This window comes from Nocardia shimofusensis NBRC 100134 (assembly GCF_001613125.1).
Lineage (GTDB): Bacteria > Actinomycetota > Actinomycetes > Mycobacteriales > Mycobacteriaceae > Nocardia > Nocardia shimofusensis.
In genome coordinates this window covers 44,374-57,514 of record NZ_BDBT01000009.1, presented here as the reverse complement: position 1 = coordinate 57,514, position 13,141 = coordinate 44,374, and the positions used below count along the sequence as shown (strand labels likewise).

13 protein-coding genes are annotated in these 13,141 nt (G+C 69.8%); 3 read left to right on the top strand and 10 right to left on the bottom strand.

The window, feature by feature from the left end:
• Positions 1-2: 2 nt before the first annotated feature.
• Positions 3-491 (bottom strand): DUF2752 domain-containing protein, encoded by a 489-nt coding sequence (locus NS3_RS12155; RefSeq protein WP_067858799.1) that lies wholly within the window; start codon positions 489-491, stop codon positions 3-5.
• 309 nt (positions 492-800) lie between these two features.
• On the opposite strand from NS3_RS12155, the gene NS3_RS12150 reads away from it, so the two are divergent.
• A complete protein-coding gene (locus NS3_RS12150; RefSeq protein ID WP_067858395.1) occupies positions 801-1,868 on the top strand; it encodes an alpha/beta fold hydrolase in 1,068 nt (355 codons plus the stop codon).
• Positions 1,869-1,883: 15 nt separating this feature from the next.
• Here the strand turns inward: NS3_RS12150 and NS3_RS12145 are convergent, their stop codons facing one another.
• The 7 genes from NS3_RS12145 to NS3_RS12115 all read right to left on the bottom strand — a co-directional run bounded on the left by NS3_RS12145 (position 1,884) and on the right by NS3_RS12115 (position 8,870).
• Positions 1,884-2,693 (bottom strand): SDR family NAD(P)-dependent oxidoreductase, encoded by an 810-nt coding sequence (locus NS3_RS12145; RefSeq protein WP_067858392.1) that lies wholly within the window; start codon positions 2,691-2,693, stop codon positions 1,884-1,886.
• 109 nt (positions 2,694-2,802) lie between these two features.
• Positions 2,803-3,984, bottom strand: a complete 1,182-nt coding sequence (locus NS3_RS12140) for an NADH:flavin oxidoreductase (RefSeq protein WP_067858389.1) — start codon at positions 3,982-3,984, stop codon at positions 2,803-2,805.
• On the bottom strand, positions 3,981-4,586 hold the full coding sequence (locus tag NS3_RS12135; protein ID WP_067858386.1) for a TetR/AcrR family transcriptional regulator: 606 nt from the start codon (positions 4,584-4,586) through the stop codon (positions 3,981-3,983). The genes NS3_RS12140 and NS3_RS12135 overlap by 4 nt, the downstream gene beginning before the upstream one ends.
• A 55-nt stretch (positions 4,587-4,641) precedes the next feature.
• Positions 4,642-5,331 carry a DUF305 domain-containing protein gene (locus tag NS3_RS12130; RefSeq protein WP_067858384.1) on the bottom strand — a complete coding sequence of 230 codons (690 nt, stop codon included), beginning with the start codon at positions 5,329-5,331 and terminating at the stop codon, positions 4,642-4,644.
• Positions 5,331-6,911 carry an LVIVD repeat-containing protein gene (locus NS3_RS12125; RefSeq protein ID WP_067858381.1) on the bottom strand — a complete coding sequence of 527 codons (1,581 nt, stop codon included), beginning with the start codon at positions 6,909-6,911 and terminating at the stop codon, positions 5,331-5,333. Before NS3_RS12125 ends, NS3_RS12130 begins: the two co-directional genes overlap by 1 nt.
• Positions 6,912-7,005: 94 nt before the next feature.
• Positions 7,006-7,890 (bottom strand): alpha/beta fold hydrolase, encoded by an 885-nt coding sequence (locus tag NS3_RS12120; protein WP_067858378.1) that lies wholly within the window; start codon positions 7,888-7,890, stop codon positions 7,006-7,008.
• Between the two features lie 107 nt (positions 7,891-7,997).
• Entirely contained in the window at positions 7,998-8,870 is an 873-nt protein-coding gene (locus NS3_RS12115; RefSeq protein WP_067858375.1) for an oxygenase MpaB family protein, read from the bottom strand.
• A 44-nt stretch (positions 8,871-8,914) separates the two neighbouring features.
• Here NS3_RS12115 and NS3_RS12110 point away from each other — a divergent pair, with 44 nt between their 5' ends.
• A complete protein-coding gene (locus NS3_RS12110) occupies positions 8,915-9,562 on the top strand; it encodes a TetR/AcrR family transcriptional regulator (protein ID WP_067858372.1) in 648 nt (215 codons plus the stop codon).
• 195 nt (positions 9,563-9,757) lie between these two features.
• Here NS3_RS12110 and NS3_RS12105 read toward each other — a convergent pair whose 3' ends face one another.
• Together NS3_RS12105 and NS3_RS12100 are read right to left on the bottom strand one after the other, a co-directional pair.
• Complete coding sequence (locus tag NS3_RS12105; RefSeq protein ID WP_067858369.1) at positions 9,758-10,498, bottom strand: GntR family transcriptional regulator; 741 nt, start codon at positions 10,496-10,498, stop codon at positions 9,758-9,760.
• Between the two features lie 71 nt (positions 10,499-10,569).
• Positions 10,570-11,721: an acyl-CoA dehydrogenase family protein gene (locus NS3_RS12100; RefSeq protein ID WP_067858366.1), complete on the bottom strand. Its 1,152-nt coding sequence runs from the start codon at positions 11,719-11,721 to the stop codon at positions 10,570-10,572.
• Between the two features lie 253 nt (positions 11,722-11,974).
• Here NS3_RS12100 and NS3_RS12095 point away from each other — a divergent pair, with 253 nt between their 5' ends.
• Positions 11,975-13,030, top strand: a complete 1,056-nt coding sequence (locus tag NS3_RS12095) for a MaoC family dehydratase (RefSeq protein ID WP_067858796.1) — start codon at positions 11,975-11,977, stop codon at positions 13,028-13,030.
• The last annotated feature ends 111 nt before the right edge of the window (positions 13,031-13,141 follow it).

The window sequence follows — 13,141 nt, the reverse complement described above, 5'->3', positions numbered from 1 at the left end:
CTCTACACGGGGGTGAGCCAGGTCCCCCACGGGGTGTTGCGCAGTACCGCGTACGCGGCGATGAACACGAAGATCGACACTGTGACGGTGCGGTCGATGGCGGGCAGCCGAGGCCCCTGGCCGCGCCGGGCCCGGATCGCCCAGTCCACGACGAACCAGAAGAACAGCACGATCAGCGGCAGCGCGAGCAGGTTGCTGTGCAACGAATCGAGCACGCGACCGTCGGTGAGGTTGTGCACCGCGCGCATTCCGCCACAGCCCGGGCAGTAGACCCCGAACAGTCCCCAGGTCGGGCAGATGCCGTAGGAGTTCTCGACATGCGGGTCGCGCACGTGCAGCAGCACCAGCGCGCCCACGCCCGCGGCGCCGGTCAGCAACGGCAGACTCAGCGATTTCCAGCCGCCCCGGCCCTCCGGCGCCGACCGACCCGCGGAACCCCACGGCTGCGGTTCCGGTGACTGGAAGGCAAGAGATTCGAGGGGGGGCTCCACCTCCCCCACGGTAGCCGGGCGTCCGGGCCGGGCGCCACCGACCGCGCGTGTCCCGAAACCGCGACACCGCGGCGCTCACGACTCGGTAACAGTCGTCGGACGGCCGGTAGCACCGCGGAACCGCGCCACGATGAACCATTGGGGAACGCCATCGAACCACCGGACAAATTGTGGGCTGATCGGAAATTTCGAAGGACCGATTATCGGGTACCCCAGTATCGGAGGTCAGGTTTTCCGGGACCGAGCGCTTGCACTAGCAAGCACCCCTGCTCGCGCGGTACCGTGACCGTAGACACAAAGGAGTGTGCGATGCTGGTGACGTCGATGAAGACTCTGGCGGGGGTGCGTGACGCCGAGCCGCTGACCGCTGCCTACCGGGCCGCCCTGCGGTCCCGGAAGTACTCGACGCCCGCGCTGAACAAGCCGAGCACACCCTCGGAGAAGACCCGCGTCACCACTGTCGACGGCGCGCGTCTGCGGGTGCGCAGCTACGGTCCGGCCGACGGCGACGTCATCGTGCTCATCCACGGCTGGAGCTGCTGCATCGAGTACTGGAACCCGCAGATCGACGCGCTGGCCGATCGGTTCCGCGTGGTCGCCTACGATCAGCGCGGACACGGCGAATCCAGCCTGGGCCGGATCGCGCCCAGCGAGCAGACCCTCGCCGACGATCTCCACACCGTCCTCGACGCCACCCTGCCGCGCGGCCGCCGCGCCGTGCTCGTCGGGCACAGCATGGGCGGCCTCACCGTGCAGGCCTGGGCCGCACGCTACCCCGAGCAGGTCGCCGAGCGCGCCGCCTCGGTCGTGCTCGCCAACACCGCCGCCCAGAACATCCGCGGCGAAACCGATCTCATTCCGCTGCTGAACAAGCCCCTGGTGGTGGGCAAGAGGCCGATCACCCTGCTCGGCCGCGATCTGCGGCTGCCGCTCGTCGTCGGCGAGACCCTGCTGTCGGCCCCGGTGCCGATGCCGGGCGGTCCGCTGGTGAACCCGCTGCTCCACAACGCGATGCGCGGCCGGGTGGTGGGCAAGCACGCCACCGCCGACGAGGTCGCCTTCGCGATGAACATCGTCCGGTCGTGCCGCCCACTGACCCGCGGCCTGCACGCGGCCGCGCTGGCGATGATGCACCTCGGCGATGCGGCCAAGCACATCACGGTGCCGACCACCGTCATCTCCGGCCTGCACGACAAGCTCCTGCCGGAGCGGATGAACCGCCCGATCGTGGACGCGCTGCACTCCACCGGCTCGCTGGCCGACTACCAGATCTGGCCGACCGGGCATCTGGCCAATGTCGAGGCCGCCGACCGGTTCAACGCCGAACTGATCCGGATCGCCTCGGGCGCCCACCAGACCCGGGCCGACGCGGTCTGACCCGGGTCGGCCGACTCAGCGGGGTGCGAGCAGCTTCTTCAACAGCGGGTCGAGCAGGCCGTCCGGCAGCCGGTGCATCAGTGACCGGCTGAGATCGGCCTTCACCGAATAGCGCCTACGCGGGCGCGCGGTGGTGGCCGCCCGCCACACCACCTCGGCGAGGATCTGCGGGTCGTTGGCGCTCGCGTTCTCCTTCTCGGCCATCGCCCCCACCTTGCCGATGAGTTCGGCGAAATAGGTCGAGTTCTGTTTCGCCTTGTCGAAGGTGGCGCGGATGCCCTCGACCATCGTGGTACGGAACGGGCCGGGTTGCACCGTGCTGACCGGGATGTCGAGGAACATCAGCTCACGCCGCAGCGCGTCGGAGTAGGCCTCGATCGCGTGCTTGGTCATGGCGTAGGGGCCGTTGAGCATGAGCGCCTTCTGCCAGCCGGTCTCGGAGCTGATCGTGATCACCCGTCCGCGGGCGCGCAGGATCAGTGGGAACGCGGCTTTGACCACCCGGTAGGTGCCGAGCACATTGACCTCGAAGATCCGCCGCATATCCTCCTCGGCGACCTCGACCAGCGGGCCGGTGAACATCATTCCGGCGAAGGTCACCACGGCGTCGATCCCGCCGGGCGCGTGCTCCTCGGCGGCCTTCGACGCCGCGGCGACCGAGGCCGAGTCGGTCACGTCGAGTGCGAGGGGGATCAGATTCGGCGCGGGCCGCGGCGGACGCAGGTCGGCGGCGAGCACCTGCCAGCCCCGGCCGGCGAACAGTTCGGCGGTCGCGCCGCCGAGGCCGCCGCCCGCGCCGGTGATCAGCACGGTCTTGTCGGTCATCGATTGATCCTTCGTCGGTTCGGGGGACCGCCGGTGCGCGGCGATTTCATCGGTACGTAGCGAGTTCGCGGGTGTCGCAGGCGATTTCGCCGGTGTCGCGGCGAATCCGTCAGTGTGCGGCGAGCTCGTCGGGGCGGGCCAGCACACAGACGGTGCGGTCGTAGATGGAGGGCATGCACTTGTTGCAGTGCGTGCACAGCGACCTGGTCTTCTCGTCTTCTCGGATACGCAGCAGCAGATCGGGCTGGCGCAGCAGAGCACGGGCCATGGCGACGAACTCGAAGCCCTCGTCCATCGCCAGCTGCATGGTCTCGGCATTGGTGATCCCGCCGAGCAGGACGAGCGGCATCTTCAGTTCGTAGCGGAACTGTCGCGCCAGGTCCAGCATGTACGCCTCGCGATAGGGGAATTCGCGCAGGAAGAAGCGACCACCCAGACGCATGCCCCAGCTCATCGGCGGCGGGAACGCCTTGGCGAACTCCTTGCGCGGGGCGTCGCCGTGGAACAGGTACATCGGGTTGAGCAGCGAGCTGCCGATGGTCAGCTCCAGCGCGTCGAGGGTGCCGTCCTCCTCCAGCCAGCGGCCGATCTGCAGGCTCTCCTCGATGTGCAGCCCGCCGGGCGCGCCGTCGTCCATGCTCAGTTTGGCCAGCACCGCGATCCTGCCGCCGACCGCCTCGCGCACGGCCTGCGCGACCTCGCGGGCAAGCCGGGCGCGATTGGCCAGGCTGCCGCCGTAGGAGTCGCGGCGACGGTTGAGCAGCGGGCTGAAAAACGCGCTGACCAGGTAGTTGTGGCCGAAGTGCAACTCGACGGCGTCGAAACCGGATTCCTCGGCGGTGCGCGCGGCGGCGGCGAAATCGCGCACCACCCTGGCCAATTCGGCGGCGTCGGGCTTGTGTGCCCGCGCCATGCCGAGCGGGTTGAAGAACCCGCTGGGGGCGAGCGCGGGCAGGCGGTTGGACGCGGAATTCGCCACCGGACCGGCGTGGCCGATCTGCGCGCTCGCGGCAGCGCCCTCGGCGTGAATCGCGGCGGTCAGTTTCCGCAGGCCGGGCACGGCTTCCGGGCGCATGTAGATCTGGTGGCGGTCGGTGCGGCCTTCCGGGGCGACCGCGCAGTAGGCGACCGTGGACATACCGACGCCGCCGCGTGAGGGGGCGCGGTGGTACTCGATGAGGTCGTCGGTGACCAGCGCGTCCGGGGTGCGGCCTTCGAAGGTGGCGGCCTTGATCACCCTGTTGCGCAGGGTGATCGGCCCGAGCTGGGCGGGGGTGAATACCTTGTTCATCGTTTCTCCAGAAGCGTCGTTCGTTGGTCCGCGGGCGTGCACAAGCCCGCGGTGACGAACTCGCGCAGCGTCGTGACCGCGTGCGGGGACAGGATGTGGTCGTCGGCCAGCGGGGCGCCGAACCGGCCGAGGATCAGATCGAAGGCGAGCAGCCAGCGCGCACGCGCTTCCCGTTCGCTCACCCACGGGCACTGCCCGCGCAGCAACTCGACGAAGGGGGCGAGAGCGAACCAGCGGGCCGTCCAGCCCATGTCGCGACGGGATTGCACCAACCGGGCGAGCAACCGCAGGTACAGCCGCCCGGCCGGGTCGTCGGCCAAGGTCACCAGCGGCTCGATCACCGCCGCGACGCACTCTGCCACCGTGGCGGACCGCTGCGCGAGGCCGTCCATCGACGACTCCCACAGCGGTGCGAGCCTGCTCTGCAGCAGGGCGACGACCAGGGCGTCCTTCGAACCGAAGTGGTAATGCACCGCGGCCGGATTGACCTCGGCCGCGGTGCACACCGCCCGGATGGAGACCTTCTCGTATCCCGATTCCAGCAACAGCCGCTCGGCTGCCGCCAGCAGTCGTTCCCGGGTGTCGGACTCGGCTCGGCTCACCCACCGAGTAGAACACGTTTCAATCAGTGATTCAACAGGTGTTCGAAACGACGGCTCACGGGTATGCCAGGACCTCCGCACCGCGCCGACTCAACAGCACCGACAGCGTCGAGATCTCCTGCTGCTGACCGTTGAGCATCGACAGCGCCCTGGCCCGCACGGCGGCCGAGGCGGTGGCGTCCGCCCCCGCCGCCGCCATCTCCACGCCGCCCTGGTGGTGCCGGATCATCAACTGCAGGAACAACACTTCCCGCTCGAGGCCGGCCGCGTGGTACAGGCGGGTCAACTCCTCGTCGGACGCCATCCCGGCCATCCCCGAGGCCGACCCGGCATGATCGTCACCGCCGTGTCCGTCGTGCCCACCGTGTCCGTCGTGCGTGCCCCGCTCGACCGTCGGCTGCATGGGCGCGCCGACCAGTTCCAGCCAGCCGGTCAGCGTGCCGACCTCCCGCCACTGCGACACCCGGATCTGCTCGGCGGCGGCCCGCACCTCGGTCGCGGCGTCCGGGCCGAGCATCTCGACCATGGTCAGCGCCTGCTGGTGATGCGCCGACATCTGTTGGGCGAAGGCGATATCGGCGTCGGCGAGCACCACCCGCTCACCGCCCGCCGCCTCCGTCCCGCCGTCGCCGCGGGCGAACCAGCCGATCAGCACCCCGGCCGCGACACACAGCACCCCGGCCGCGAGCGCGACGGCCCGTACCCGCCACGACCGCCGCTCCTCCGCTCCGTCCGCCGCGCTCATCAGGACCGGAACACCGACGGATCGAGCTGCAGCGCCATGAACCCGTTGTCCATGCACGCCACGTACAGCTTGTCGCCGTGGAACTCCGGCGGCGAGAGGCACCAGTCGGCGGACAGGTCGCCGCCGAGCAGCCTGCTCTGATCGTTGACGACGCCGTTGAGCGAGGTCTGTCCCTGGATCACCGCGCGCGCCAGCGCGATGGTGCCGATGATCGGCGGCCCGATGATGGACCCGAGCACGGCGTGCAACGAGTTCGGCAATTGCAGGTGCTTTCCCGTCTGCGCGGGCGGGTTGTAGTACGCGACTTCCCGGAAGTGGTCGGGGTCGCTCACATCGAACACCCTGATCCCGGACTGGATCCAGCTACAGGCCATCAGGCGCGGGTCGTCGGGACGGTCCAGGCGGCAGTAGTGCGCGTCGTAGGCGAACGCGCCGTTGCCCGCCGAACTGGAGGCCCAGCGGTCGGCGTGCTCGGGCAGGTTGATCTGCAGCTTCGCGCTGGTGCGCCACTTCGGGTTCGCCCGGTCGGCGATGTCGAACAGCTTCACACCGCCCGAACCGCCCTCGTCGACGGTGAACAGGTGCGGCTCGCCGTCGTAGGTGGCGTAGATGCTGTGCTGGTTGATGAAGCCGTCGGTCCAGAACTTCTGGCCGATGTGCGGCAGCGGATGCCCGATCACGGTGCGCGGCACCCGATTCTGCACGGCCGAGACATCGATGATCGTCAGGCCGCCCAGGTTCGCCAGGTACATGGTGTTGCCGTCGGGGGTGAAGCCCATGCCGTGCGCCTCGACGCCGGTGAGCCCGCCCCACACCACCATCGGCTGCGTGGGATCGCTGATGTCGACGGCGCTGACATAGCCCGGCGCGATGCCCGAGGCCCAGTAGGTGTTGCCGTCCGGGGAGAAATCGCCCTCGTGGGTGGTGATCGGGATCGGCATGTTCAGCATGGACCCGGTCGTGGTGTTCAACAGCCGGGGATGCGCACAGTCCTGGGAGATGTCGTAGATCGAGATGTAGCCCGCGCCGAGGATCAGGCCGACACCGGTGGCCACGAGCAGGCCGCGTCCGCGGTGCACCTTCATCGACTCCCAGGTGCCGCCGACCATGGCCGGTTCGGTGAGCACCGCGGTGCGGACCGGGTCGGCCGGATCGCTGACATCGACCACGTGCACGCCCGCGTCGGGGCCGAACAGGTTGCCCGGGAAGGTCGAGGCGATATAGGCGCAGTTCTCGTAGGTCGGACTCACCGGCCCGGCGCCCAGGCCCTGATACTGCCCGACCAGGTCGATATTGCAGTTGTAGCCGGCCGTGCTTCGCCGGGATCTGCGGTCGTCGAGCGGCACCTCGCCCTGTAGCCCGGTCTCCACCCGGTCGCCGGGGCGGCAGTTCGCCTGGTCGACCGCGGTCGGCCAGACCCCGGTGAATTCGTCGAAACCCGGTGGGGGCGCGGCGGTGCCGACCGCCGAGCCGGTGACCAGCAGGGCCACCGCCGCCAGGGCCGAACCCGCACGGGTGGTGACAGCGCGCCACCCCCGGGTCCGGCGGACCGTGACATCGTTGTCTCGTCCTCGGATCATCGTTCTCCTCGTTCACTACCCCCCCACACACCGGAAATCCCGGTCGCGCATCGGGCGGGTCGCCCACCGCGCCGATCGCGATGACCGTTTTCGGTCAGGCCGTCGCTTTCCCGGCCTGTCCCAGCTCGCCCCGGCCCAGCGCGCGCAACGACGCGGTGACCTCGTCCGCGCACTCCAGCGGTCCGCAGTGCCCGGTGTCGTACTCCCGCAAATCGATCAGCTGCGGCAGGCGCGCGGCGATGATCTCCGAGCGCGCGGGCGGCGCGATCTTGTCCCTGCGCCCGGCGATCACCAGCGCTGGGACGTCGAGCGAGCTCGGGTCGATGCTGGTCACCATGTTGACCAGCATGCCGCCGTACCCGCCGCGTCCGCGCGGTGAGGTCGCGCCGATCATCCGATCCAGCTCGCGACCCGCGCTCGCCACGGTCGTCGATCCCAGCGCGACGTGCGACAGCAGCCGCCTGCGCACCGGCATCCTGCGCGGCAGGGGAATTCCCGCCAGCGGCGCCACCGTCATGGCCAGCCGCCTGCGGGCGCCGAGCAACCGTCGCGGGCCGCGCAGGAAATGCACGTTGTCGAGGATCTCGCCGGGCGTGGTGTTCACCAGCGCGACCGAGCGCACCCGCCGCGCGACATCATCGGGATACCTCGCGCCCCAGGCCATCACAGCGATACCGCCCAGTGAGTGACCGGCCAGCACCGCCTGTTCGCCTGCCGGGACGGTGGCCGTGAGCACCGCGTGCAGATCGTCGGCCAGGTGGTCCAGGGTGTAGCTGCCCCGCGCGGGCTGGTCGCTGAGACCGTGCCCGCGATGGTCGAAGGCGACCACCCGGAACTCGTCGCTGAGGTCGGCGATCTGCTTGCGCCAGAAGGCCAGATCGCACAGGACACCGTGGGTGAGCACGATCGTCGGCGCGTCCGGATGACCGTGGATCTCGGTATGGAGCACAGTGCCGTCCGCGCCGCGGACCTCGGTCACCTCGATCGGGCCGCCGCTGTCGACGACCGGACCCCGGCGCCGATCCGGCCTTCGCCGCTGAACCGGCGATCCGGCCCGCCCGGCGGCCGGGCGGCGCCGCGCCCGCGTCACCGCGCCTGCCGTAGCGCGCGCCGGGCTGGCGGGACCAGTCGCACGAACCGCGGCAGCCGGGGAAGCACGGTTCGGGAGATCGCCGCGAGCGTGTCGAACGCGATCTCGCGGCTGCGCGACCACGGCACGCCGAACAGTTCGCGCAGGTGCGGGGGCAACAGTCCGGCGGTGATCAGGGTCAGGGTCGCGCCCGCGACCGGGCGCACCGTGTGGTTCCACACGACCGGGATCCTGAGCACCGGGATCATCGGCGGCGGCTTGGGCCCGGCGACCACGGCGAGCACTCGGTCGCTGACCTCGGAGCGTGCCAGCTCGGTGGCGGCCATCTCGTCGAACCACACGCAGAAGCTGTCCCAGTCCACGGGCATGTCCTGCTCGCGCACGCCGTACATCCGGCCGACCTGGCGCATCTCCTGGTAGAACTGCTCGACCTCGCCGGGCTTCCAGCCGCGCCCGAGCAGCTTCTGCTGGGTGTAGACGCCGTGCACGAGACTGGCGTGCACCCAGTGGAAGGCCTCCGGGTTCAGCGCGCTCCACCGGGAGCCGTCGGGGTACTGCCCCTTGAAGTGCTTGTGCAGATCGCGCAGCCGCCTGGCGGTGGCCAGCGCTTCCTCTTGGCCGTAGACCACGCCCATGATCATGTTCAAGGTCCGGTCGGCACGGCCGTACGGGTCGGACTCGAACACCGAGAACTCGCTCACGCCCGCGGCCACGATCGGGTGGCCGACGTCGATGAGCAGCCGGCGCGAGGCGCCGAGCACGAATGTCAGATCACCGAACACCGACCAGGCCACCGAATCCGGGCCGAGAGGTGCGGGCTCCACGTCGGTCGTCACAGGCTTCGCCCGGTCGGTCACTCCCTCGCTCATGAGACTATTAGTAGCACGTAAGTCTCAGGTGCGACAATGGTCGAATGCCTCGCCCCTCCGCACCGCTGACCAGTCTGTTCGGCCGAGCGGTCGCCAAGGTCGTGGCACACTCCGCGGCAGGTCCCGACGTCTCGAATGTCTACGAGGCGACGCTGCGGGTGCTCACCGAGCGCGGCACCCACGCGGCAACCATGGACGACATCGCCGCGCGCACCGGCGTCAGCCGCGCCACCCTGTTCCGCCGCTACGGCGGCAAGGACGCCTTGTTCGAGGCGGCGGTGGCGCACACCCTGCGCACCTTCCTGGCCGAGATCACCACGACCTTCCTCACCGTCATCGACCCGGCCGACCGCATCGCCGAAGCCTTCCTCGCCTGCCTGCGGCTGCGCGACCGGCTGCTCGCCGACAGCCACGACCCCGAGCGCAATGCCGAACTGCTGGCGATCCTGTCCGCGGGCGCCCCGTCGCCGATCGACATCGGCCATCGCTTCATCTCCGCCCGCATCCGTGCGGGTCAGGAGGAAGGGACCCTGCCGCCCGGCAACCCCGACCTGCAGGCCGACGCGATCATCCGGCTCACCATGGGCTACCTGTTGCTGCCCGCCCCCGGCTACGACCTCGGCGACGACGAGGTCGCCCGCGATCTGGCCCGCCGCGTCATCGCCCCGCTCATCACCGCCGGAATACGCTGACCCGTTCCTTCTGTCGCCGGACCACGTCATCCACTCCGGCGGTCCCCCCGCCCCGGAGTGTCGATACCGGCGGCCGCGAGTCCGTTCGTGATGGACGTCCGAATTTCAGCCAGATAGCCCTCCCGGTCGGTGCGGTGCAGCGACGTCGATCCGACAACACCTGGAAGGGCGGGCGCCGGTCGGCAGCGGGTCGGCTCACAGCGTGCTGCGGCGGAGCGTGACGCGGTAGGTGTAGTGCTCGGGCAGGAAATAGCTGATGGACAGGTCGATCACCTGACCGGCCGCGTCCGAGTACAGCCGGTCGACCCGCAGCATCGCATGCCCGGCATCACAACCGAGCCCGCCCGCGATCTCGGCGGTGGCGGGCGCGACCGTGATCGATTGCGCGGCTTCCACGATCGGGCTGTCCAGGCGCGGTTCCAGCAGTCCGATGACGGTGTGCGCGCTCGAGGCGCCCGCGCCGAGTTCCGGGGCGTCGATCAGCGGCCGGGCGATGTGCTCGGGCAGGTGCACGGTGGTCAGCACGAACGGCACGCCCTCGTGGATGCGCCGGAACACCACCGTGTACACCACATCGGTGTCCAGGCGCAGCCTGCTGGCGGCGTCGATGTCGACGCGGCGCTGCAGCGGGCTGAGCACCTCCATCGTGGTATCCGAGGACAGGTTCATCAGGTCCTCGATGGAGCCGTGGTGGCGCAGGTAGCGGCCGTCGGGCTCGGTCACGAAGGTGCCCCGGCCCGGCACCCGGTAGACGGTGCCGTCGGCGACGAGGTCCTGGAAGGCGCGGCGCACGGTCTGCCTGCTCACCCGATAACGCTGGGCGAGTTCGGCTTCGGTGGGCAGCTTCACCCCGCCGCGGTAGCTCCCCGCGGCGATGCCCGCGCGCAACTCCCGCGACACCAGCTGGTGCGCCGGTTCCGTATCCCGTGCGGCCATCGTGCTCCGTGCTCTCCCGTTCCGTTCCGGCTGTTTCCGGCATGCCCGGCTGTCACACCCGCCTCGCGCGGCTACAACCCGCCTCGCGCGACGAGCTGAGCCGCGATGACATTGCGCTGGATCTCGTTGGTACCTTCCCCCACGATCATCAGCGGCGCGTCGCGGAAATAGCGTTCCACGTCGTACTCGGTCGAGTAACCGTAGCCGCCGTGGATGCGCACGGCCGACAAAGCGCCCTCCATCGCGATCTCCGAGGCGTACAGCTTGGCCATGCCCGCTTCCATGTCGCAACGCTCACCCGCGTCGTACTTCTCGGCGGCGTGCCAGGCCAGCAGCCGGGCGGCGGTCAGCTTGGTCGCCATATCGGCCAGGTAGTTGCCGATCGACTGGTGTTTCCAGATCGGCTTGCCGAAACTCTCGCGCTGCTGCGCGTATTCGAGGGAGTCGGCGAGCGCGGCCGCGGCGACGCCGAGCGCCCGGCAGGCGACCTGGATGCGACCCACCTCCAGGCCCTTCATCATCTGCGCGAAACCCTTGCCCGGCACGCCGCCGAGAACGGCGGTCGCGGGCACGCGATAGTCGGTGAACGCCAGCTCACAGGACTCGACGCCCTTGTATCCGAGCTTGGGCAGATCCCGCGAGACCTCGAGGCCGGGACCGTGCTCGCACAGCACCACGGAGATACCCGCGTGCCGCGGCGAGGCGTCCGGATCGGTCTTGCACAGCAACGCGATCAGCCCGGAGCGGCGGGCGTTGCTGATCCACATCTTGGCACCGTTGATCACCAGGTCGTCGCCGTCGGCGCGAGCGTGGGTGGTCAGCGCCTGGAGATCGGAGCCGCCGGAGGGCTCGGTCAGCGCCATGGTCGCGCGCATCTCGCCGGTCGCCATGGTCGGCAGGTAGTGGCGCTTCTGCTCCTCGGTGCCGAACATCGTGAGCAACTTGGCGACCACGGTGTGCCCGCCCATGGCCCCGGCCAGGCTCATCCAGCCGCGAGCCAGCTCCTCGGTGATCCGCGCGTAGCAGGGCATCGAGACCGGTGAACCGCCGTACTCCTCCGGGATCGCCAGACCGTAGATCCCGATCCGCTTCATCTGCTCGATCCACTTCTCGGGATAGGTGTCGGCGTGCTCCATCTCGCGCACGTGCGGGCGCACCTCGCGGTCGATGAACGTCCGCACGGTCTCGACCAGGTAGGACTCTTCGTCGTTGAGCTTGGACATCTCCGCCTGAATTCCGATGTACGTGTACGGCTGCAGTACCCGGTCCGATGTACCCGGTCTGATGTACCCGGACTGATGTCCCTGGACTGATGCACACAGCCTGATTTGTACGGCCAAATACCGGCCATATCGGTAGCATAGCCGCACATTGGTCTTGACATGACCGTTGTCCCGCTGCAAATATTCCGGGCAGTGCCGGATCGCCGGCGCCGTTCCGGCATCGCCGGCGACCGGGATCGAGGTGGACCACGCTGTGAACCGACGCGAGACGTTCGTCGGCGGACCGTATTTCGACGAACTCGAGCCCGGCGCCACGTTCGACACCGCCCCCGCGGTCACCTTGACCAGCGGGCTCGCCGCCTCTCATCAGGCGATCCTCGGCGATCGGCTGCGTCTGCCCCTCGACGCGCACCTCGGCGAAGCAGTCATCGGCTCGCCGGCTCCCCTGGCCCATCCCGGCCTCGTCTGGGACATCGCCATCGGCCAGTCGACCCTGGCCACCCACCACGTCAAGGCCAACCTCTTCTACCGCGGCCTGCGCTTCCACCGCTTCCCCGTCCTGGGCGACACCCTCTACACCCGCACCCGGGTGGTCGGCCTGCGCGAGAACTCCGCCAAGCCCGGCCGCGCCCCCACCGGTCTGGCCGCGCTGCGCATCACCTCCACCGACCAGCACGACCGCGTCGTCCTGGATTTCCACCGGTGCGCCATGCTCCCGCTGAGCCCGTCCGCCGCCGAGGATCGCGTGCGCCGCGCCGACGACCTCTCGGCCATCGGCAGCGCCCCCGCGGCCGGCGCGAGCGGCGCCCCCGAGAGCGAGCCGATGAGCGGTGATCCGCGAGCCGTCGAAGGCTGGGATCTCGACGCCTACCGCGCTCGTGTGCCCGGCCCGCACTTCTCCCCCGACCTCGTCGGCGCGGTCTTCCACAGCAGCGGCGACGTGGTCACCAGCGCACCCGAACTGGCGCGGCTCACTCTCAACATCGCCGCCGTGCACCACGACGAGCGCAGCGGCGAGGCAGGTCGCCTGGTCTACGGCGGCCACACCATCGGCCTCGCCTTCGCCCAGGCCACCCGCGCGCTGCCCGCACTGGTGACCGTGCTGGGCTGGCAGTCCTGCGATCACACCGGTCCGGTCCGCGAGGGCGACACCCTCACCAGCGAACTGCACATCGAGTCGGCCGAACCCTGCGGCGACGGGCACGCCGTGCGGCTGCGCGCGATCGTCCACGCGCATCCCCGCCCGGGCTCCGAATCCGCTTCCCCGCGACCGGTATTGGATTGGCGCTTCACGGGGTTGCTGGCATGAGCGGTCAGGGGCCGGAGGCGGCAGCGCAGCATCACCACGCAGGCCCCCCGCCCATGCCCGGCCAACACAGCATGAGCGGTCAGGGGCCGGAGGCGGCAGCGCAGCATCACC